The 21,350-nt window shown below is 72.5% G+C and carries 21 protein-coding genes; 5 read left to right on the top strand and 16 right to left on the bottom strand.

Annotated features, from left to right (window positions below):
* Positions 1-31: 31 nt before the first annotated feature.
* The 11 genes from ssuE to KHP12_RS02225 form a co-directional block, all read right to left on the bottom strand.
* The gene (gene ssuE / locus KHP12_RS02175; protein ID WP_211831622.1) at positions 32-589 is read right to left on the bottom strand and encodes an NADPH-dependent FMN reductase; all 558 of its coding nucleotides are present in this window, start codon (positions 587-589) and stop codon (positions 32-34) included.
* 59 nt (positions 590-648) lie between these two features.
* Positions 649-2,088 carry an FAD-binding oxidoreductase gene (locus KHP12_RS02180; protein WP_086886079.1) on the bottom strand — a complete coding sequence of 480 codons (1,440 nt, stop codon included), beginning with the start codon at positions 2,086-2,088 and terminating at the stop codon, positions 649-651.
* Positions 2,085-3,260: an acyl-CoA dehydrogenase family protein gene (locus tag KHP12_RS02185; protein ID WP_246648391.1), complete on the bottom strand. Its 1,176-nt coding sequence runs from the start codon at positions 3,258-3,260 to the stop codon at positions 2,085-2,087. Before KHP12_RS02185 ends, KHP12_RS02180 begins: the two co-directional genes overlap by 4 nt.
* A complete protein-coding gene (locus KHP12_RS02190) occupies positions 3,257-4,297 on the bottom strand; it encodes an ABC transporter substrate-binding protein (RefSeq protein WP_211831312.1) in 1,041 nt (346 codons plus the stop codon). Before KHP12_RS02190 ends, KHP12_RS02185 begins: the two co-directional genes overlap by 4 nt.
* A gap of 50 nt (positions 4,298-4,347) precedes the next feature.
* On the bottom strand, positions 4,348-5,448 hold the full coding sequence (locus KHP12_RS02195; RefSeq protein WP_211831313.1) for an LLM class flavin-dependent oxidoreductase: 1,101 nt from the start codon (positions 5,446-5,448) through the stop codon (positions 4,348-4,350).
* Between the two features lie 8 nt (positions 5,449-5,456).
* Positions 5,457-6,467: an ABC transporter substrate-binding protein gene (locus KHP12_RS02200; RefSeq protein WP_086886076.1), complete on the bottom strand. Its 1,011-nt coding sequence runs from the start codon at positions 6,465-6,467 to the stop codon at positions 5,457-5,459.
* Positions 6,464-7,210, bottom strand: coding sequence for an ABC transporter ATP-binding protein (locus tag KHP12_RS02205; protein WP_211831314.1), 747 nt, complete (start codon positions 7,208-7,210; stop codon positions 6,464-6,466). Before KHP12_RS02205 ends, KHP12_RS02200 begins: the two co-directional genes overlap by 4 nt.
* Positions 7,207-8,130, bottom strand: a complete 924-nt coding sequence (locus KHP12_RS02210; protein WP_211831315.1) for an ABC transporter permease — start codon at positions 8,128-8,130, stop codon at positions 7,207-7,209. Before KHP12_RS02210 ends, KHP12_RS02205 begins: the two co-directional genes overlap by 4 nt.
* Positions 8,131-8,179: 49 nt before the next feature.
* Positions 8,180-9,031, bottom strand: coding sequence for a sulfurtransferase (locus KHP12_RS02215; RefSeq protein ID WP_086886176.1), 852 nt, complete (start codon positions 9,029-9,031; stop codon positions 8,180-8,182).
* Positions 9,028-9,771 carry an alpha/beta hydrolase gene (locus tag KHP12_RS02220; RefSeq protein WP_208653276.1) on the bottom strand — a complete coding sequence of 248 codons (744 nt, stop codon included), beginning with the start codon at positions 9,769-9,771 and terminating at the stop codon, positions 9,028-9,030. The genes KHP12_RS02215 and KHP12_RS02220 overlap by 4 nt, the downstream gene beginning before the upstream one ends.
* A gap of 189 nt (positions 9,772-9,960) precedes the next feature.
* A complete protein-coding gene (locus tag KHP12_RS02225; protein WP_167442796.1) occupies positions 9,961-10,122 on the bottom strand; it encodes a hypothetical protein in 162 nt (53 codons plus the stop codon).
* A gap of 97 nt (positions 10,123-10,219) precedes the next feature.
* Here KHP12_RS02225 and KHP12_RS02230 point away from each other — a divergent pair, with 97 nt between their 5' ends.
* The 5 genes from KHP12_RS02230 to KHP12_RS02250 all read left to right on the top strand — a co-directional run bounded on the left by KHP12_RS02230 (position 10,220) and on the right by KHP12_RS02250 (position 15,356).
* On the top strand, positions 10,220-11,104 hold the full coding sequence (locus KHP12_RS02230; RefSeq protein ID WP_211831316.1) for a LysR family transcriptional regulator: 885 nt from the start codon (positions 10,220-10,222) through the stop codon (positions 11,102-11,104).
* Positions 11,105-11,380: 276 nt separating this feature from the next.
* Positions 11,381-12,442 (top strand): ABC transporter substrate-binding protein, encoded by a 1,062-nt coding sequence (locus tag KHP12_RS02235; RefSeq protein ID WP_086886179.1) that lies wholly within the window; start codon positions 11,381-11,383, stop codon positions 12,440-12,442.
* A complete protein-coding gene (locus KHP12_RS02240; RefSeq protein WP_211831317.1) occupies positions 12,439-13,305 on the top strand; it encodes an ABC transporter permease in 867 nt (288 codons plus the stop codon). The genes KHP12_RS02235 and KHP12_RS02240 overlap by 4 nt, the downstream gene beginning before the upstream one ends.
* On the top strand, positions 13,281-14,060 hold the full coding sequence (locus KHP12_RS02245; RefSeq protein ID WP_086886181.1) for an ABC transporter ATP-binding protein: 780 nt from the start codon (positions 13,281-13,283) through the stop codon (positions 14,058-14,060). Before KHP12_RS02240 ends, KHP12_RS02245 begins: the two co-directional genes overlap by 25 nt.
* Before the next feature lie 51 nt (positions 14,061-14,111).
* The gene (locus KHP12_RS02250) at positions 14,112-15,356 is read left to right on the top strand and encodes a vanadium-dependent haloperoxidase (RefSeq protein WP_276328688.1); all 1,245 of its coding nucleotides are present in this window, start codon (positions 14,112-14,114) and stop codon (positions 15,354-15,356) included.
* A gap of 8 nt (positions 15,357-15,364) precedes the next feature.
* On the opposite strand, the gene KHP12_RS02255 is transcribed toward KHP12_RS02250, so the two are convergent.
* The 5 genes from KHP12_RS02255 to KHP12_RS02275 are packed head-to-tail and all read right to left on the bottom strand — an operon-like array spanning position 15,365 to position 21,288.
* Positions 15,365-16,411: an aldo/keto reductase gene (locus KHP12_RS02255; RefSeq protein ID WP_086886189.1), complete on the bottom strand. Its 1,047-nt coding sequence runs from the start codon at positions 16,409-16,411 to the stop codon at positions 15,365-15,367.
* A 56-nt stretch (positions 16,412-16,467) separates the two neighbouring features.
* Complete coding sequence (locus tag KHP12_RS02260; RefSeq protein ID WP_211831318.1) at positions 16,468-17,682, bottom strand: acyl-CoA dehydrogenase family protein; 1,215 nt, start codon at positions 17,680-17,682, stop codon at positions 16,468-16,470.
* Complete coding sequence (locus tag KHP12_RS02265; protein ID WP_086886183.1) at positions 17,679-19,025, bottom strand: NtaA/DmoA family FMN-dependent monooxygenase; 1,347 nt, start codon at positions 19,023-19,025, stop codon at positions 17,679-17,681. Before KHP12_RS02265 ends, KHP12_RS02260 begins: the two co-directional genes overlap by 4 nt.
* Positions 19,022-20,386 (bottom strand): LLM class flavin-dependent oxidoreductase, encoded by a 1,365-nt coding sequence (locus tag KHP12_RS02270; protein WP_211831319.1) that lies wholly within the window; start codon positions 20,384-20,386, stop codon positions 19,022-19,024. The genes KHP12_RS02265 and KHP12_RS02270 overlap by 4 nt, the downstream gene beginning before the upstream one ends.
* The gene (locus KHP12_RS02275) at positions 20,383-21,288 is read right to left on the bottom strand and encodes a MetQ/NlpA family ABC transporter substrate-binding protein (protein ID WP_086886185.1); all 906 of its coding nucleotides are present in this window, start codon (positions 21,286-21,288) and stop codon (positions 20,383-20,385) included. The genes KHP12_RS02270 and KHP12_RS02275 overlap by 4 nt, the downstream gene beginning before the upstream one ends.
* Positions 21,289-21,350 lie beyond the last annotated feature (62 nt).

Here is a 21,350-nt window from a genome sequence, read left to right on the forward strand (position 1 = left end):
CGCGCGACGGTGGAGCAACCCCGGCTCGCCGTCACGCGGCGGCCACGCCCGCGGAGTACGGGCCGCTCAGCGCCGCCGAGAACTGGTCGACGAGCCGTTCGAGCGCTTCCCGCGTGGTGGGGTCCACCACCACGCCCCCGTCCTTCCCCACCTCGATGTGCTTGTCCAGCACGAACCAGCCCGGTGTGATGTGCGCGGGGCCCATGGAAGCGAGCACGGGGCGCAGCCCGTAGTCGATGGCCAGCACATGCGCGGTGCTGCCACCGGTGGCCAGCGGCAGCACGGTCTTGCCCTCCAACGCGAACTGGGGCAGGAGATCGAGCAACGACTTCAGCAGTCCCGAATACGCGGCCTTGTAGACCGGGGTGCCGAAGACCACACCATCGGCTCGGGCGACGAGCTCCGTGGCGCGCACGATCTCCGGATGCCCGAAGTCCGCGTGCAGCAGGGCCTCGGCCGGGAGTGTGCGGACGTCCAGTGGGATCACCTGGTGGCCCTGGGCGGTGAGCCGGGAGTCCAGGCCGCGCAGGAGCCGGGCGGTGCGGGAGGTGGGGGAGGGGCTGCCGGAGATGGAGAGGATGGTGGGCATGGCGGGGTTCACCTCGAAATCGTCGGTGCGGAAGGAGCGGAAACGAACCACGGTTGATCTCATAGCGCCTTGCCCGGGTTGAGGATGCCGTGCGGATCGAAGGCCGCCTTGAGGCGACGCTGGAGCGCGTGCTGGTCCGGGCCGAGTTCGTCGCCGAGCCAGCGCCGCTTGAGGGTGCCCACACCGTGTTCGCCGGTGAGCGTGCCACCGAGCCGGAGCGCGGCCGTGAAGATGTCGCCCGCCGCCCGCCAGGCGGCGTCCGGGACGGCGGAGAGGGCCGGGTCGAGGACGAGAATGGGGTGGAGGTTGCCGTCGGCGGCATGGGCGAAGGTGAAGATCCGTACCCCGTGCCGGTCCGCCGCGGCGTCGATCTCCCGTACGGCGGCTGCCAGTTGGTTCCTGGGGACGGCGATGTCCTCGATCAGCGGACGGCCCAGCCGCTCCAGCGAGGGCAGGGCGAGCCGACGCGCCGCGAGCAGCCGTTCCGCCTCGGCCGGATCCTTGGTGACCTCGACCGAGTCGGCCCGTCCGCGCAAGCGCCGTACGGCCGCGTCGGCCTCGGCGGCCGCGCCGCGCCCGTCGCACTGCAAGAGCAGCAGGGCGCCGCCGCGCGACCGCAGATCCGTGCCCCGGGCGTCGTCCACCGCGCCCAGCACGGGGCCGTCGAGCAGTTCGGCCATGGCGGGCTCGATCCGGGCGGCGGTGAGCGCGGAGACGGCCTCGGCTCCTTCGGCGAAGGTGGCGAAGTACGCGGCGACCGTGACGGTCTCCTCCGGTACCGGGCGCAGCCGCACGGTCGCGGCGGTGATGACGCCCAGGGTGCCCTCGGAGCCGGTGAGCAGTCCCGTCAGGTCATAGCCGGTGACGCCCTTGACGGTGCGCCTGCCGGTCCGTATCGGCGTCCCGTCCGCCAGCAGCGCGTCAAGGCCCAGGACGGCGTCCCTGGTCACCCCGTACTTGGCGCAGCGCAGACCGCCGGCGTTGGTCGCGATGTTCCCGCCGACGGTCGAGATCGCCGCGCTCGCCGGGTCGGGAGCGTAGCGCAGCCCGAACTCGCCCGCCGCGCGGTCCAGGTCGGCGGTGATCACCCCCGGCTCGACGACGGCGATCTGCTCCTCGGGGCTCAGCTCCAGGATCCGGTTCATCCCGGAGAGGTCGAGGACGACACTGCCCGCGCCCGCGCTCGCGCCGCCGGAAAGACCCGTCCCGGCCCCGCGCGGCACGACCGGCACCCGCAGGGCGTGCGCGTGCCGCAGCGCGGTCCGGAGGTGCTCGGTGCGGGTGGCGTGCACCACCGCGAGCGGGAGGCCCGCCGGGCGGCTTCCGGAGCGGTCGGTGGCGTATGGGCCGGTGGCCTCGGGGCCGGTGCCCAGTGTCCCGTCGGGCAACTCGCGGCGCAGCGCCGCCAGCAGCGCGGCGGCGGCATCCGTATCGGTGGCGTGCGCGGGTGTGGAGCCGGTGCGGTCGGCCGTGTCCGGATCGGACAGCGGGACGGTCATGTCGGCCTCTCACTTCGTGTGCCGAGCGCGGCCGTGCCGATGGCGAGCAGCGCCGTGTCTTCCTGCGGGGCGTGTACCGGGGCGCACTGGACGTCCCGGAAGTGGCGCTCCAGGGGGTTGTCGCGGGACAGCCCCGGATTCCCCAGCAGCCGCAGCCCCAGGGCGACCGCCTCGGTGGCGTGCCGGTCCGCCAGGACACGGGCGCCCAGCGCGTGTTCGGGGGAGTACGAGCCGTCGGCCGCATCGACCCGCTCCGCACCCGTGAACACCAGGTGTTCGGCGGAGTCCAGCCGCAGCGCGATCTCACCGGCCACCCGCCGGAAGCGCTCGGTACGGGCCACCGGATGGCCGAGGTTGGCGGGGACCCGTTCATGGGCGAAGCGGTGGACGTAACCCTGGGCGGCCCGCGCCACGCCCAGGTAGAGGGCGGCGAGCGGCAGGTGGAGGGCCGCGCCCGCGCGGTTGTCCTGCTCCGCCGCGGCGCCGTGCTCGGCCAGGTCGATGACGTTGCCCTTGGGAATCTCGACGTCGTGCAGCGCGATGTCATGGCTTCCGCTGGCGCGCAGCCCCAGATGGTCCCAGCGGTGGGTGATCTCGATTCCGGGTGCGGTGCCGGGCACCAGGAAGGTGCCGACCCGCGGCGTGGGCTCGTCCGTGGTGGCCCACACCAGCAGCCAGTCCAGCCCTTCCACCCCGGTCGCGAAGCGCTTGTGGCCGCTGAGCGACCAGCCGTCCGAAGTGCGCCGGGCCACCGTGGAGGGCAGCCCTCCCCGAGCGGGCGAGCCGAGCTCGGGCTCGACACGGATGTGGTTGAGCAGCACCGGCCGCGAAGCGGCCTCGGCCAGCACCTGCCCGTAGAGCTCTTCCGGCCAGTGCGGCCGCACGGCCTGGCGGCGGTGGACGGAGAGGCTCATGGCGGCGATCAGCGCCACCGACGGATCGCCTTCGCCGAGCGCGTGCAGGATGCGCGCGGTGGCCGCCACCCCGAGGGCGGGACCCCCGTACCGCTCGCCGACGGTGGCGGTGAGCAGCCCGGCCTCGTGCGCGGCGCGGATCCCCTCGGCCGGAAACGTGCCGTCGCGGTCGTACGCGGCCGCGGTGGTGGCGAGCCGTCGCGTCACGGAGGACAACGAGGAGAGATCCGGGACGGGCAGCGATAGGTCAGTGGTCATGAGGCGAGCGCCTTCCGAAGCCGCGCGCTCAGCCGGTCGCTCCAGAAACCGCTCACTGTCAGCTCCCGCTTCACCGCGCCGAGGTCGCCGAAGGCGTCGGCCACCCTCTGCTCGGAGGCGGTGGCCCCAGCGCTCACCGGCCGTATCCCGGTCCTGCGCTGGGCCTCTCCCGCGGTGAACTCCTCCAGCGCCTGATCCACCGGCTGGTGGGTGGCGGCGGCCACGACCTTCGCGTACTCCTTCTGGCGCCCGTCGCGCACATAGTCGTACGCCTTGTCGATACGGGCCAGCAGATCCGCCAGCGCTCTGCGCTCGGCCGCGCTGCCGAGGGTGTCGTCGGAGGCGGTCCATAGGAAGTTGCCGGAGAGGATGTCCTTGCCGGAACCGATGGTGCGGGCACCCCGCTGATGGGCGGTGATGACCGCGTTGCCGTATCCGGCGAACGCGTCGATGGAACCGCCGTTGAGCGCAGCGATCCCCTTGTCGGGGTCCAGCGGGGCGGCTTCGATGTCGTCCCAGCCGAGCCCGGCCCGCTTCAGCAGCTCGTAGAGGAAGTAGTGGGCGGTGGTGTTCTTGACGTAGCCGACCTTCTTGCCCCGCAGCTGCGCCATCGAGCTGACGGCGGACCCCTTGGGGGCCACGACCTCCTGGTTGAGGGTGTTGCCGCGCTCCACGGCGACGACCTTGAAGTTCGGCTTTCCGTCGGCCGCCGCGAAGACCGGCGGGATCTCGCTGGAGCTCGCCACGTCCAGCGCACCGGCGCGCACCGCCTCCAGCTGCCTGTCGCCGCCCTGGAACAGGCTCCACTGCACCTGATACGGAGTGTCGTCCAGGTGTGCGAACTTCAGCAGTGCCTCCTCCTTCTTCCAGCCGGTCGCACCGACCCCCAGGGTGACCGAGGAGCCTTTCCCGCCTCCGTCCGCTCCCGCGGAGCCCCCACAGGCGCTCAGCGCACCGGCGGCCAGCGCCACGACGGCGGCGAGAGCGGTACGGGCGCGGGTGCGCCGGAAACGGGAGCGGGCCGGTGGCCTGGACATGCGGGGAATGCCTTTCACGAGGGGAACGAGGAGGAGACGGCGGCCGGGCGTCAGGCGGCCGAGGTGGCGGCGCGGTGCGCCAGTTCCTGACGGACCAGCGGCAGTACGTGACGCCCGTAGTCGATGGCGTCGTTGAGCGGGTCGTAGCCGCGGATGGACAGCAGCTCGCAGCCGATGTCCACGTAGTCGAGCAGCGCCTTGGCGACCGTCTCCGGGGAGCCGACCAGCGCCGTGGAGGCACCGGCGGCGTTCGTGGCCGCTGCGGGCGCGGTCCACAGGCAGCGGTCGTGCACCTCGCCGCGCTCGGCGACGGCCAGCAGCCGCTGCGATCCGACGTTGGCCGGGGTGCCCCGGCCGACCGCCGGGTAGTGGCGGCGCTTGGCCCGCTCGGCGTGGTTGGTCTTGACCGCGCCCAGCGTGCGGTGGGCCTTCTCCCAGGCCAGCTCGTCGGTGGGGGCGATGATCGGCCGGAAGGACACCCAGATGCGAGGCCGGGGACGGCCCGCGGCGTCCGCGTACGCGTTCACCGAGGCGATCTGTTCGGCGGTCTCCTTCAGAGGTTCGCCCCACAGCCCGAAGATGTCACCCTGCTGCCCGCCCACCCGGTAGGCGTCCTCCGAGGAACCGCCCACCGAGATGGGGATGGTGCCGTGGTGCGGGGTGACATCGGAGCGGAAGCCCTCGAAGCGGTAGTACGGGCCCTCGTGGGAGAGCGGACCGTCGGCCTCCCACACTCCGCGCAGGATCCGGATGTACTCGTCCGAGCGGGCGTACCGCTCGCTCTTGGTCAGATAGTCGCCCTCGCGGCGCTGCTCCTCGTCGTTGCCGCCGGAGATGATGTGCACCACCAGCCGTCCGGCGCTGATCCGGTCCAGCGTGGCCAGTGCGCGGGCCGCGTGGGTGGGGAAGACCACCCCGGGGCGATGGGCGAGGACCGGCTTGATGCGCTCGGTGTGATGCGCGACGAACTGGGCCAGCTGGAGCGCGTCCGGGGCGGCCGAGTGGTAGGTGACGAGGGTGTAGTCGAAGCCGCCGTCGTCCAGGGCTCGGGCGTAGCGGCGGGCGTAGTCCACATCGATTCCGGAACCCGCGGTGGGGTCGCCCTCGGTGGCGGGATTGGGGTGGACGGCGCTGATGAACTCCACGGGCATGGCTGCGGTCACTCCTTGACGAGGCTGGTGTCGACGTGGTCGGCGAGGGTCGGGTTGGGGGTGAGGACACCGATGTCATGCATGGTGTCGCCGACCTTCTGGACGGACCGGATCACCGGCTCACGCACCGGCAGCAGTTCGCTGTTGGACTGGTCGACCAGGGCCTTGGCCACCGTGGCCGAGGCCCCGTTGTTGTGCTGGATGGCCTTGGCGTATTCCGCGGGGTGCCGGCGGGACCAGGCCAGCGCCTTGTCGAGGCGGCGCAGATAGTCGGTGATGGCCTTCTTCTTCGCCGGGACCTGAAGGGCTTTCTCGGAGGCTCCGATGAAGCCGTAGCCGCTCACCCGCCCGTTCGCCCCGTTGATCAGGAGACGGCCGCCGTGCTGCTCCGCCACGGTCTTGTAGACGCCGAACGTGGCCCAGACCTCGACCTTGCCGGAGGTGAAGGCGGCCTGGGCGTCGGTGGGCAGCAGATACCGCACATGGACGTCCGAGTAGCTCAGTCCCGCCTGCTTCAACGCGTGCGCCAGCAGATACTCGGCGATGGACCCCTTGGCCGAGGAGACCACGACCTGCTTCCCCTTGAGGTCCTTGACGCTCTTCACCGGTGAGTTCTTCCGGACCACGATCCCGGTGTGGGTGCCGTCGTTGTGCAGCGCCCCGACGGCCTTGACCCGCACTCCGCCGGACAGCGCCTGGAGCGTGGGCAGATCGGCGGCGTACGAGGTGTCGGCGGCCCCGGCCTGCACGGCCTGGAACAGCGGTGCGGCGCCCTCGAACTCGGCCCACTTCACCTTGTACGGCGTTCCCTCGAGGGCACCCGAGGCGTCGAACAGCGTCTTGAGGTTCTTGGCCTGGTCACCGAGGGTCAGCGTCACCTTCGACGGATCGGTCTCGGACGCGGCCTGGCTGTCCCCCGCGCACGCGCTGGTGGCGAGGAGGGCGGTCAGCGACAGCGCGGCGCCGAGCGCGCGCGCCACGGCAGTGGCCCTGCGGTTCCGGGTGTTCGAGCGGTTCATGTGGTTACCTCTTCACGATGGTGCGAAGGGGCCGAGGCGTCGTCGACGCCCAGCCGTCGCAGGAGTTCGCCGCGCAGCGCCACGAAGTCGGGCGAGCCGAGGTCACGCGGGCGTGCGAGGCCCACCTCCGCCTCGTAGGCGATCCGCCCGCCGTCCATCACCAGCACCCGGTCGGCCAGCAGCAGCGCTTCCTCGACGTCGTGCGTGACCAGGAGGATCGAGCAGCCGTGCCGCTGCCACAGATCGGCCACCAGCCGCTGCGCCCTGCCGCGGGTGAGCGCGTCGAGCGCGCCGAACGGCTCGTCCAGCAGCAGCAGTTCGGGCTCGCGCACCAGCGCACGGGCCAGGGAGACGCGTTGGGCCTGGCCGCCGGAGAGCGTCCGGGGCCAGGCACCCGCGTACTCCTCGATGCCGACCTCGGCCAGATAGCGCCCGGCCAGTGCCCGGTCCCCGCCCGGCAGACCGAGCACGACGTTGTGCCACACCCGCAGCCACGGCATCAGCCGTGGCGACTGGAAGGCCACCGAGCGCCGCTCGGGGACGTCCACCTCGCCCTCGGTCTCGCTGTCCAGCCCGGCGAGGATCCTCAGCAGCGTCGACTTTCCGCAGCCGCTCTGGCCGAGCAGGGCCACGAACTCGCCCTCCCGGATGGTGATGTCGAGCCCGTCGAGCACCGTCTTGTCGCCGAAGGCGCGGCTCAGCCCGCGTACCTCCACACCGCTCGTGGCGTTCACCGATGTCATGCTCCCTCCCCGTCGAACGACGCCCGCCAGTCCAGCAGCCGCCGGGACAGCAGCCGCACCGCGAAGTCGCACAGCAGCCCCAGCACCGCGTACACGGCCAGGCACAGGACGATGACGTCCGTCTGGAAGTACTGCTGGGCGTTGCTCATCAGATAGCCGATACCGGCGTCCGCGTTGACCTGCTCGGCGAAGACCAGGGCCAGCCACGCGGTGGACAGCGCGTACCGCAGCCCCACCAGCGCACCGGGCAGCGCGGACGGCAGGATCACGTACCGGATCAGGCCGATACGGCCCAGGCCCACCATCCGCCCGGCCTCGATCAGCTGCGCGTCGGCGGACCGGATGCCGCCGTAGATGTTGAAGTACAGCGGGTAGGTGACACCGAGCGCCACCAGCGCGATCTTCGGTGTCTCGTCGATGCCGAACCAGACGATGAACAGCGGGATCAGACCCACCCAGGGAATCGCCCGGAACATGCCCATGGACGCGTCGATGACGTCCTCGCCCAGCCGGAACAGACCGGCGGTGAGCGACAGCGTGAGCGCCACGGCCGCGCCGATGAGGAAGCCGATCGCCGCGCGCCGGCCGGAGGCGGCGATGGCACGCGGCAGCTCACCGGTGCCGATGAGGTCCGCACCGCGCCGCACGACGTCGACGGGGGACGCCAGCACGGTCTCCGGGAGCACGCCCGTGGCGGCGGCCAGGAACCAGAGCAGCAGCAGACCGGCCGGTCCGGAGGCCCGTCGCACCCCGCGCGGGACCCGGAGGCGGGGCCGGGTGCGCGGGGCGGTGGGGCGGGGTTTCCGCACCACGGTGGACCCGGCGGGCGGCGCGGGGTCCTTCGGCGCACCGGGGGAGGGTGGTGTGGAGGCGGCCGGGGGCGGTGAGGCCCCGGACACGGGGGAGTGCGAGGAGGGCATGGTGCGGCCTCTCGGTCGGGACGTGCTCGGGAGGGTGGATGGGGGCGGATCAGCCCGGCTGCGCTCCCACCGCCGAGGGGCGGGCGGTGTCGGCGGACCAGGCGGACCAGGAGCCGGGGTAGAGCGCGGCCGTGATGCCGACGCGGGCCAGGGCCGCGACCGTGTGGGCGGCCGTGACCCCGGAGCCGCAGTAGACGCCGACCTCCGTCGTGCCGTCGGCGCCCAGCGCGGCGAAGCGCCGCGCGAGTTCCTCCACCCCGTGGAACGTGCCGTCCGGCGTCAGATGGCCGCCCGTCGGGGCGGACCGGGCGCCGGGAATGTGCCCGGCACGCGGATCGACCGGTTCGGTCTCGCCCCGGTATCGCTCGGCCGCCCGCGCGTCCAGCAGGACACCGGTACGCGCCACCTCGGCCGCCGCGTCGGCGTCCAGCACCGGCAGCTGCCCCGGGGCGAGGACGACATTCCCCTCGGCCGGTGGGGCGGGCTCGCCCGTTTCGACCGGCAGTCCGGCCGCACGCCACGCGGCCAGCGCCCCGTCCAGCAGCGAGACCCGTTCGACCCCGGCCCAGCGCAGCAGCCACCAGGCGCGAGCGGCGGCGGTGTTGCCGTTGTCGTCGTACACCACCACCGGCCGGTCGGCGGTGAGTCCCCAGCGGCGCGCGGACCGCTGCAAGGCAGCGGGGTCCGGCAGCGGATGGCGGCCGTCGGCCGGAGTGGGCGGAGCGGCCAGTTCGGTGTCGAGGTCGACGTAGCGCGCGCCCGGGATGTGCCCGGCGCGGTAGTGCTCATGGCCGTGCGGATCGCCGAGCCGCCACCGTACGTCCAGGACGACGGGCGCCGGACCACCATGGAACAGCCGGGAGTACAGCTCGGCCGGAGTGGTGAGGACGGGGGCGGTCATCCGAGGTCCTCGGTGACGGCGACGGGCGCGAGACCGGGGTCCAGCCGCAGCCGCTCCAGGAAGAGGACCACCGTGGCGGCGGCGGTGCGGTGGGTCACGTCGTTGAGGACGTCGTGCCGGGTACCGGCCAGGCTCACCAGCTCCGCGCGGGACAGTCCGCGGAACACGCGGCGGACCTCACCGAGCGGGCTGACGGTGTCCTCGGCACCGTGCAGCCCGAGCACGGGAACGGAGATCCCCTCCAGCGTGTCCGGCGTGAGCGACTCCGGCGCGGAGGGGCCCGCCAGGGCGCCTCGCCGGAACGCCGTGTCGTCGGTCAGCCTGCCCCGGTGTGTGGGGCAGGCGGTGCGCAGCTCCAACTCCGCCTCCCAGTCCCCAGCGGCCGTTTCCGCGGGGCGCGGCCCGGCCGGCAGCCCGGCGAGGATCAGCGCGTCCAGTCCGGAGGCGTCGAGGGTGGCGAGCCGCGCCGCGTGGGAGGCCCCGGTGTCGGACCCCACCAGTACGCGGGGGCCCGGGAGCGCTTCGTCGCGCAACAGCTTGGTGGCCGCCTCGGCGACGGCCTCCGGGTCGGCGGAGGCGTCTCCCAGGGCGCGGACGCGATAGCCGTCGGCGGAGATCCGGCGGCCGAACCGCTCGTACACACCGCCGTGTTCACCCCGTCCGGGGAGAAGCACGAGCGTGCCGCGCGGGGCGATCCCCGCCGGTTCGTCCCAGGAGTGGACATGCTGAGCAGAGGACATGAGAACTCGATTCATCGACAGCGGCGCCCGCCCGCACGCACAGCGGGATGAAGCGGCCGTGCGGGTGCGAGGTGCGGCGGGGAAAGGACGGGGCGCAGGCGGGAAGCGCCTGCCGACGCGGAAGCGCGGAGGGGCGAACGGGCGGCGGCGAGCGGGCGACGACGGCGCCCGCGCCGGGAAAGCCGTAGGTCAGCGACAGCGCATGGCGCCGGTGCGGCCGAAGTCGACCACGCGCCGCCGGGTCAGCCGGGCGCCCGTGGCACGGCACACCGCCGGTCCGGCGGCCGACGGCCCGGATCCGTTGCGGTGGGTGCGCGGCCCGTGGGCCGCCACGAACGCTGTACGCGGCATGACCTCAGGATGCACGAGGCCGGAGTCGGCCGTCCAACGATGTTTTGCCATCAAAACCGATCGTGATTTCCGATCGATCGGTTGCTAGCCTGCGCACATGCGAACGGTATTGGACATCGTGGCGTTGCGGAGCCTCATCGCCGTCGCCGACTACGGGGGCTTCCACCGCGCCGCCGGCGCACTCGCGCTCAGTCAGTCCACCGTCAGTCAGCACATCCGGCGGCTGGAGAAGTCCCTCGGACGCCCCGTCGTCGAACGTGACGGCAGGAAGACCCGGTTCACCCCCCATGGCACCCGACTGCTCGAAGAGGCCCAGCAGATCGTCGGCGCACACGACGCGGCCCTCCGCCGGCTCATGGGGGAGGACCCGGCCGACGCGGCGCCCGTCGTCATCGGCGCCACCGAGCACGGCGCCGACCAGCTCCTGCCCGTTCTGACCGCGGCCGTACGCGACACCCGGCCCGGCGCCGAGGTTCGGGTGCGCATCGACCGCTCGGCGCGGCTGACGGATGCCGTCGCGCGTGGTGAGCTCGACCTCGCCGTCTACGTCACCGAGGCGGCGTCCGCCCCGGGTACCCCGGTGGGTGAACTCCCCCTGCGCTGGTACGCCGCTCCCGGCTGGGAACCACCCGCCGCACCCGCGCCCCTGCCCCTGGTGGCCATCAGCGATCCCTGCGTGATCCGCCGCCGCGCCCTGACCGCACTCGCCTCCCATCACACGGCAGCCACCGTGGTCGCCGAGGCCGGATACCTCGCGGGGGTGCTGGACGCGGCCCGCGCCGGGCTCGGCGCCGCCCTGCTCGCCGTCCCCGGCGGTCCGTACCCCGATGGCCTCGCGCCACTCCACGGCCTCCCGGCCGTTCCCCCGGTCCGCCTCAGCGCCCGGGCCCGCAGCGGCTGCGACCCCTCCCTGACCGGAGCCACCATCGATGCGGTACGCGCCCTGCTGGGCTTCCGCGAAATGTCCCCGAGGGCTGTGTAACGCGAACATGGCAGCCGTACGAAGTCGTCATTGCCGCTTCCCGGAAATACGAACCCGTGCTTGACCCTTTCTTGACGTCGTGGGTAGCTTCAGCGGCATGCCGACCTCTCCGCGGTTCACGCAGCGGCGCCCTGTCGATCTGATGCGCCTCACCGTCGCACTGTGTAGCTGAAATCCAGTAGCGAACGCCCCTCACTCGCGACGAATTCCACCCCCGCGACATCAGTTCACTTCCGTACGCTCCGATGCCGTACGCCTTGCACCCGGGGAATGTGTATGCCCAGGCTTGCGCCGCCCATCCTGACCGCTCTGACCTGCGCCTCGTTGCTCGTCGGCTGCGCGGACAACACCACCTCGTCGACTACCGCCGACAGCAAGAACCTCGCCCACGTCAAGATTCCGGAGAAGGTGAAGGCGAAGACGTCGATTACGGTCGGTGCGCCGGATACTCAGGTGGCGCTGAAGCTCTCGGGGCAGCTCGACAAGCTGCCCTTCAAGGTCAAGTGGGCCAATATCAGTGGCGGTCCGCAGTGCTCCGAGGCCTTCCGCGCGCATTCCCTCGATCTGTGCTCGGCGGCGGAGATCCCGTCGATACACGCCCACTGGACCGGTCTCGATACGAAGCTCGTGGCGACGGAATTCCGCAAGGACCCGTTGAAGCACCCCGTCTACGAACTCGGCATCGCTCCCGGGGCGGACGTCGACACCCTGGCGGACCTGCGCGGCAAGAAGATCGCCTACAGCCCGGGGCAGGCCCAGGGGGCGCTCGTGCTGCGGATCCTGGCCAAGGCGGGACTCTCGAAGGGCGATGTGCAACTGGTCGAGCTGCCCAGCACGGGGGATGTGTACCCGACCGCGCTCGGCAGCCGCCAAGTGGACGTCGCGCCCCTCGGAGGCGTCAACATCAAGCGCTATCCCGCGAAGTACGGCAAGGACGGCGGGAAGACCGTCCAGCACGGGCTGCGTGACGATCCCGCACATCTGTGGGCGGTGACCGACGCCGTGAGCGATCCGCAGAAGGCCGCCGCGATCAGGGAGTTCATCAGGTTCTGGGCGCGGTCGGAGGTCTGGGTCGACCGGCACCCGAAGCAGTGGATCGACGGCTACTACGTCAAGGACCAGGGCCTCACCCACGCGGACGGTGAGTACCTGGTGAAGCAGAACGGCCATCCGGACATCCCGGCCGACTGGACAGCGGCCATCGCGCGGCAGCAGAAGACCGTCGACCTGCTGGCGAAGGAGACGGGCCAGAAGAAGTTCGACGCGGGAATCCTCTTCGACCGCCGGTACGAGTCGGTCGCCGCCGATGCGGTCGCGGCAGCGGGGCGGCCGCGATGAGCACGGACCTCGGGCGCGAGCGGCTGTCGCTCGCCAGGACCACGAAGGCGGCCCCGGCCGCGGGGAACGCCGGGCGCCGCGTCGCGCGCCGGCGCCTCGGTCCCGGTCGGCCCATCCCGTACGGCCGGGCCCTCGGCCCCCTCCTGCTGCTCGCGGTCTGGTCGGCCGGCTCGGCCACCGGCCTCATCGACGCGCGCGATCTGTCCGCCCCCTGGACGGTGGTGACCACGGCGGGTGACCTCATCGCGGACGGCAGGCTCCAGTCCAATGTGCGGACCTCCACCGAGCGAGCCCTGTCCGGTCTGGTGTACGGGACGGCCGCCGGGCTCGTGCTGGCGCTCATCGCGGGGCTCAGCAGACTCGGCGAGGGGGTGATCGACGGCCCGGTGCAGATCAAGCGGGGCATTCCCTCGCTCGCGCTCATCCCGCTGCTGATCCTGTGGTTCGGCATCGGGGAGTCCATGAAGGTCATCACGATCGCCCTCGGCGCCTTCGTGCCGGTCTACATCCACACCCACAACGGACTGCGCACCATCGACAGCCGGTACGTCGAGCTCGCCGAGACGCTGGGGCTGAGCCGCCCGCGCTTCCTGCTGCACATCGTGCTGCCGGGCGCACTGCCCGGCTTCCTCCTCGGGATGCGTTTCGCCGTGACCGCCTCATGGCTGGCGCTGGCCGTCGTCGAACAGGTCAACGCCACCAGCGGGATCGGCTACATGATGGGGCTCGCGCGGACGTACGGGCAGACCGACATCATCATCGTCGGTCTCGTCGTCTACGGACTCCTCGGGCTGCTCTCCGACGGACTGGTACGGCTCGTGGAGAGGAAGGTCCTGTCATGGCGACGCACACTGGCGGGCTGACGGCCACCGCCCCGGAGGCCGCAACGGCCGTCCGCATCGAGGGGCTCGTACGGGCCTTCGGCGAGCGCAAGGTGCTGGACGGGCTCGATCTGAGCCTGCGCGCCGGGGAGTTCGTGGCCATGCTCGGCCGCAGTGGCTCCGGCAAGAGCACCGTCCTGCGGGCGCTCGCCGGAGTCGACCACGACGCCGGTGGCGAAGGCGTACTGAGCGCGCCCGCCCATGTGTCGGTCGTCTTCCAGGACGCCAGGCTGCTGCCCTGGAAACGGGTGCTGGCCAATGTGGCGCTGGGACTCACGGGCGGGGACGCCGAGGAGCGGGCGCGCACCGCGCTCGCCGAGGTGGGACTGGCCGGGCGGGAGGACGCCTGGCCGGTGGAGCTGTCGGGCGGTGAACAGCAGCGGGTCTCACTCGCCCGCTCCCTGGTGCGCGAGCCCGAACTGCTGCTCGCGGACGAGCCGTTCGGCGCGCTCGACGCGCTCACCAGGACCCGTATGCACGCTCTTCTGGCCCGCCTGTACGAGCGGCACCGTCCCGCCGTGCTGCTGGTCACGCATGATGTCGACGAGGCCATCGCGCTCGCCGACCGGATCGTGGTCCTGGACGGGGGCCGGATCGCCGCCGACCTCGCCGTGGAGGTTCCGGCGCCGCGCCGGCCCGCCGGTGCCGAGTACGCCGCGCTGCGCGAGCGACTGCTCGCCCGGCTGGGCGTGGACGCGGCCACCGGGCGGGCGGACGACCTTCCCGAGAGCCGCTAAGCGCCCCGCGACTGACCTTGTCGACATCCCGATACCTTTCAGGAGTTGCCGGTGAGCCCGACAGCCACCCGACCGTTCTTGTTCGCACTCGGCGCCGCGTCGCTGCTGGCCGCCTCGGCCATGGGCCCGACAGCCGTCGCCGCGCCCGCCGAGCCCCGTCCATCGGTGGCGCTCGACTGGTACGACACCACGGCACAGACGATCGCGGCCGCCGGGGCGCCGACCCAGGTGACCAACAGCCGCACATGGGCGGTGAGCTGGCTGGCCGCGGCACGGGCCACCCGCCAGGTGCCCACGGGCGTCGACCGGGGCGACTACCAGGACGCGGCGCTGGCCTCGGCCGTGCACAGCTCCCTGGTCGCCCTCGCGCCGACGCGCACCGAGCAGCTGGACGCCGCGTTCCACCGCACCCTCGACGGGATCCCGGACGGCCCGGCCGAGGACCGGGGCGTGGCGGCGGGCGAACGCGAGGCCCGGTCCGTCCTCGCGTCCCGGGAGGGCGACGGCCTGGACCCGGCGTCGGTCGACACCCCGTTCACCGTGCCCCCGGCCGCCCCCGGCGTCTGGCAGCCGACGCCGTCCGCGTACGCCCCCGCCACGCAGTACGGCAACCGCGTCGCGCGGCCGTTCGTGCTGTCGGCCCCCGACCAGTTCCGGCTCGGGCCGCCGCCCGCGCTGGACTCCCGACGGTACCGGGCGGACCTGGCCGAAGTGCGTGCCTACGGCGCGGCGGACAGCACCCGGCGCACCGCCCACCAGACGCAGACGGCGAATTTCTGGTACGGCTCCTCGCTGACCCTCTACACCGGGCCGCTGCGGGTCGCGCTGTCCCGCTCCGCCGGGTCGGTGGCGGAGCGGGCGAAGCTGGTGGCGATGTTCCACATCGCGTCGGTGGACACGCAGATCGCGACCTCCGACTCCAAGTACGCGTATCTGCGCTGGCGTCCGGTCACCGCCATCCGCACCGGCGCCATCGACCCCGACCCCGACTGGACGCCGCTGCACAACACCCCGGCGCACCCGGACTATCCGAGCGGCCACACCACCTACGCGGGCGCGGCGGAGGGGATACTGTCCGCGCTCACCGGGCCGCGCACCGCGCCGTTCGAGCTGACCAGCCCCACCGCGCCGGGGGTCACCCGGACGTACACGGACTGGCACCGGCTGACGGCCGAGAACGTCGACGCGCGGGTCCTCTCGGGCATCCACACCCGCTCGGCGGACGAGGCCGGAGTCACCCTCGGCGAGAAGGTGGCCGCGTACGTGCTGCGCGCCTCCGGCCACCTCCTGCGCTAGTCCGGGGCTCAGTCGCGCGAGGCCGGGCGGCGGCGGGTGGCCGGGTCGGTGAGCGACGGGGGCTGGTAGCCCTCGTCGGCCGGGCTGATCGTGGTGCCGGGCGGCACGATCTCGTCGATCCGGTCGAGCACGTCCCGCGAGAGACGGACGTCGACCGCGCCGAGCTGGCTCACCAGGTGCTCCTGGGTGCGCGGGCCGATGATCACCGTCGACACGGCCGGGTGCTCCAGCACGAACGCCAGCGACAGGTGGATCAGCGACAGCCCCGCCTCGTCGGCCAGCTCGGCGAGTTGCTCCGCCGCCTCGCGCTTGCGCTGGTTGGCCGCCAGCTCCGGATCGTGCCGGTGCGGCTGGCGCTCCAGACGGCTGGACACGACGTGCGTGGTGTCCCCCTTGCGGTAGCGACCGGACAGCCAGCCACCGGCCAGCGGGCTCCACGGCAGAACACCAAGACCGTACCGCTCGGCGACGGGCAGCACCGCCCGCTCCGCCGCCCGGGCCAGGATGGAGTACGGGGGCTGCTCGGTGACGGGGCGCTGACGGCGCAGGCGCTCGGCGATCCACTGGCCCTCGACGATCTGGTGCGGTTCGAAGGTCGTGGTGCCGAAGTAGCGGATCTTGCCCTGCCGTACGAGGTCGTCGAGTGCGCCGAGCGTCTCCTCGAAGTCGGTGGCGGGGTCGGGCCGGTGGACCTGGTAGAGGTCGATGTGGTCGGTGCCCAGGCGGCGCAGGCTGTCCTCGACGGCCCGGTGGATCCAGCGGCGTGAGTTGCCCTGGTGGTTGGGGTTGTCACCGATCTGGCCGTGGAACTTGGTCGCGAGGAACACGTCGTCCCGGCGGCTGTCCGCGAGGGCCTTGCCGACGATCTCCTCGTTCTCGCCCTGGGAGTACACATCGGCCGTGTCGATGACGTTGATGCCCGCGTCGAGGGCCTGGTGAATGATCTTGACGGCGTCGTCGTGGTCACGGTTGGCCCAGGCGCCGAAGTTCATCGCGCCGAGCGTCAGGGGGCTGACCTTCACGCCGGTACGGCCGAGGGTGCGGTACGTGGTCATGTCTTCGGTGTCTTCCTTCTCTTTGCGCATCGTTTTGGACATCGTCCTGGACACCGTCAGAAGAACCCTGTCAGCGGCGGCGGTTCGCCGTTGAGGAGGTAGTCACCCACCACACGTGCCTTGTGGGCGATCGGATTGTGGCTGACCAGGGTGCGGGCGTTGCGCCAGTGGCGGTCGAGGTTGAACTCGCGCCGGGTGGCCGAGGCCCCGCCCACGTCGTACAGCCGCTCCGCCGTCCGCAGGGCCGCCTGTGCGGCCACCACCTGCGCCTGCGCCACCTCGGTGGCCGCCTCGGCGAGCGCCGGTTCGCCGCCCGCGACGCCGTCCTCGCCGCGGGGGCCGGCTAGGGCACGGTCGATGGCGGCGGCCGCGCGCACCACGGTGGCCTCGGCCCCGTACCCGAGCGCCGCCATCTCGCCCACGGTGTGCTGCACGAACGGGTCCTGGACCGCGTGGTCGACGCCGCTGTGCCGTACCGCGCGGGCCCGGTCGCGGGCGTAGCCGATCGCGTCGCGCACCGCGTTCTTGGCGATGCCGGTCTCCACGGCGGCGAGGTAGAGCTGGTGGAACGCGCCGAGATGGGTCCGGCGCACCCCCACGGTCTCGTCCACGGCGACCTCGTGCGGGTACACCGCCACGTCGTCCAGCTCCGTGGTGCCGCTCGCCGTCATGCGCTGACCCATGCCGTCCCAGTCGTCGATCAGCCGGAGCCCGGGGCGGCCGTGCGGGAGCACCACGCAAACCCGCTGGTCGAGGTGGTTCTTCGCGGTGATGACCACCCAGTCGGCGAACAGGCTGCCGGTGCTGTAGTACTTCGTGCCGCTCAGCCGGTAGCGGTCGCCGTCGGGTACCAGCGCGGTGTGGATGTCGCCGGGGTGCTCGGCGGCGGTCTCCCCGGTGGCGTTGCCGAAGAGCTCGCCCGCCGAGGCCGCGGCGAACCACCGTTCGCGGTCCTCCTGCCCACCGTCGCTGATGAGCTTCTCGAGGAAACCGAAGTGCGGCCGGAGCGCCTGTGCCACATTGGAGTCCGCCTCCGCGAGGTCGATGACGGTCCGGAAGAGGTCCACGAGGCTCGCCCCCGGGCCGCCGTACGCCACTGGGACCCGCAGCGATCCGACGGCACTCGCCCGCACCGCGTCCATCGACCCGTACGGCAGTTCCCGCTCGGCCTCGCGGCGCGCCGTGTCGACGGAGAGGGAGGCGGCCAACTCCGGTACGCGGGCCAGTACCTCCCGTACCGTGACGGTCCGCCGGGCCGTGGTGGTGTTCATCGGGCCGTGGCCCCTTTCTCTCCGGAAGGCTCGTATGACGACGGCGGTACGGGGAGCCCCAGGTGGTCGCGGAGGGTGGTGCCCGTGTAGCCGTGGCGGAACACGCCGCGTTCCCGCAGGATCGGCACGACGTGGTCGACGAAGGTGTCCAGGCCGTCGGGCAGCGCGTCGGGCAGCAGGGTGAAACCGTCCACCAGACCGGCCGACCACCAGCCGGTGATGTCGTCCGCGATCCGTTCGGGGGTGCCGACGACCGACCGGTGGCCGCCGATGGTGCGCGCGGCGAGCCCGGCCAGGGACAGCCCCTCACGGCGGGCGATCTCGGCATGGGTGCGGAAGAACCCGGTGGGCAGCCGGTCCGGTGGCGGTCCCGACAACTGGGCCTCGGTCAAAGGGGCTTCGGGGTCGGTGGTGGCGGGGTCGAGGCCGAGCGTACGGGCCACCCGGGCGAGCTGCTGCGCGTCCTGGTGTACGCCCGCCTCCAGCGCGGCGAAGCGCGCGCGGGCCTCCGCCTCGGTGCTGCCGATCACCGGGGTGAGACCGGGCAGCAGCCGGATGCCGGACACCTCACGTCCGTACCGCCGCGCCTGTCCGGCGAGCCGGGCGCGGTAGTCGCGCGCCGCCTCGCGGTCGAGCAGCGGGGTGTAGACGGCCTCGGCGAAGCGTCCCGCGAGGGCCACGCCCGGTGGCGAGGCCCCGGCCTGCACCGTCACGGGGCGGCCCTGCGGGGAGCGCGGCACATTGAGCGGCCCCGCGACGTCGAAGAACTCGCCGGTGTGGTCGGCTGCGTGAATCCGGCCGGGGTCGGCGAAGCGCGCGCCGTCGGTGTCCGCGATGAGCGCGCCGTCCTCCCAGGAATCCCACAGCCGGTGCACCAGGCCGATGAACTCCTCCGCCCTGCGGTAGCGGGTGTCGGGGTCGAGCACGGTGCCGAGACCGAAGTTCCGCGCCGCCCCGGGGAAGAAGGTGGCGACCGCGTTCCATCCGGCGCGCCCCCGCGAGGCGTGGTCGATCGAGAGCACCCGGCGGGCGAGGTTGTAGGGCTCGTTGAAGGTGGTGGACCCGGTGAAGACGACCCCGATGCGCTCGGTGGCGGCGGCGAGGTAGGTCAGCAGCATCGAGGGTTCCAGGGCCTGCCCGGGGCCCCGGCCGATGTCGCCGTGGAGGGCGGGGATATCGGCGAGGAACACCCCGTCGAGGGCGCCGCGCTCGGCGGTACGGGCCACCCGCAGATGGTGGTCCGGATCGACATAGGCGTCCGGGGCCCGACCGGGCAGGGCCCAGGCCCCGGGGTGGTTTCCGGCGCCGGTGATGTTCACCAGCAGACTGAGTCGGCGTGTCATCGGACCAGCACCTCCGCCGCGTCGGGTGCGTACCGGGCGACCGGGGGCCGGGCCAGGCCGAAGTGGTCGCGCAGCGTGGCGCCCGCGTAGTCGTCCCGGAACAGCCCCCGGTGGCGCAGCTCCGGCACCACGTGCTCGGCGAAGGCCGCGAGGCCGCTGGGGAGCACGTCGGGCATCAGGTTGAAGCCGTCGGCCGCGCCCGCGGTGAACCACTCCTCGATGGTGTCGGCGATGTCGGCCGGCCGGCCGGCGACGACGCGGTGGCCGAGTCCGCCGCCGAGCCGCCGGATCAGCTGCCGGGCGGTGAGCCGCTCGCGGCGGGCGAGGTCGGTGGTGACGGTGAAGAAGGTCTGTAGCCCCTGGACGTCCTCGGCGGGGCCGATGAGGTCCCACGGCAGCTCCGCGTCCGGGGCGAGGGCGTCGGCGTCGATGCCGAGGAGGGCGGCCAGCCGGTCAAGACCGTAGCGGAGCGGAATGAGGTCCTGGAGGCCGTTCAGCCGCTCCAGCGCCTCGTCGCGGGTGGCGGCGACCACCGTCGACAGCCCGGGCAGCACCACGATCCCGTCGGGGTCGCGGCCGAGCGCGGCGGCGCGGGACTTGATGGCCCGGTAGTACGCCTTGCCCTCGTCCAGGGTCTGGGCGGCGCTGAAGACGGCCTCGGCGTGCGCGGCGGCGAGTTCGATGCCGTCGGGCGAGCCGCCCGCCTGGACGAGGACGGGGCGCCCCTGCGGCGATCGCGGGGTGTTCAGCGGCCCTTGGACGCGGAAGAACTCGCCCTGGTGGTCGATGGCGTGGATACGGGCCGGATCGGCGAACACACCGCGCGCGGAGTCCCCGATGAGCGCGTCGTCGTCCCAGCTGTCCCACAACGCGCCCACGACGCCGACGAACTCGGCGGCGCGCCGGTAGCGGTCACGGTGGGCGGGCGCCTGGTCGAGACCGAAGTTGCGGGCGGCGGCGGGACCGGCCGTGGTCACCGCGTTGAACCCGGCGCGGCCCCGGCTGAGGTGGTCCAGCGCCGCGAACCGGCGGGCGATGTTGTAGGGCTCGTTGTAGCTGGTGGAGGCGGTGGCGATCAGGCCGATACGGCTGGTGTGGGCAGCGATCCCGGCCAGGATCACGGTGGGTTCCAGCGCGTATTCGGGGCGGTGGGCGATATCGGGGGTGAGGACGGAGGTGTCGGCGAGGAAGACCGCGTCGAGCTTCGCGGCCTCGGCGATCCGGGCGGTGGCGATGTAGTGGTCGAGGGAGAAGGCGGCGCGCGGGTCGCCGTCGGGGGCGCGCCACGCACCCGCGAAGATCCCGGACTGGAAGATGTTGACGTTGAGGTGCAGGTGTCGCCTGCCGGGCGAGAGGGTCATGGGGCGGCTCGCTGACGCTGGTCGGCGGGGATCTTGGCGGGCTGGGTCTCCACATCGAGGCTGTTCTTGATGAACCGGGCCACCCGCGGGTCGGCGAACGCGGCCTTGAGCCGGGTGATGGCGGGGTCGTCGGCGTAGGCGTCGCCGACGACGAGCTGGATGGCGAAGCGTTCGTCGGCCGGGGGCAGCAGGATGCGCTGCTTGATCGGGATCTTGGCGACCCGGAACTTGTAGGCGTAGTTGATGGCGGCGTCGACGTCCGGGAGGGAGCGGGCGATGGCGTCCAGGGACACCTCGTGCCAGTGGAAGTCGTGTGGGTTCTCGGCGATGTCGCCCAGCTGTGCGGTGAGCGGGTCCACATCCTTCTTGAGCTTGATGAGCCCGACCTTCTGGAGGGTCAGCAGCGCCTGGGTCTGGTTCGCCGGGTCGTTGGGCAGGGTGATCCGCGCGCCGTACGGCAGTTCCCGCACACTGCCGTACTTCTGCGAGTAGAGGGCGAACGCCTGGGTGAAGACGGGCTGGACGGCCTTCGCCTCGTAGCCCTCGTTGGCCACGATGACCTTGAGCCACTCGGCGTGCTGGGTGATGTTCGCGGCGAGCTTGCCGTCCGCGGTCGAGCCGTTGACCTGGTTGGCGTCGTTGACGGGGTAGGGCTCGACCCTGATGCCGCGGTCCTGGTCGACCTTGTCGGCGATGTACTTCACGATGGCGCTCTGCGGAATGCTCCCCTGGTTGTAGCCGACCTTCAGGGTCTTCCCCAGGGGCGGGTGGTCCTCGCCGCCCACTCGCGCGGCGACCAGCGAGCCGACGGCGAGGGCGACGGCGCTGAGCGCGGCCGTGATGGCGATGCGGCGGGGCAGTCTGGACTTCAGCTCGAAGCCGTGGTCATGGACGAAAGGCATGGGTGTTTCCCCGGTGGGATGGAGGGGTTCTGGGCGCGGCGGGCTCGGTGGCCTCGGCAACC

This window comes from Streptomyces asiaticus (assembly GCF_018138715.1).
Classification (GTDB): Bacteria; Actinomycetota; Actinomycetes; order Streptomycetales; family Streptomycetaceae; genus Streptomyces; species Streptomyces asiaticus.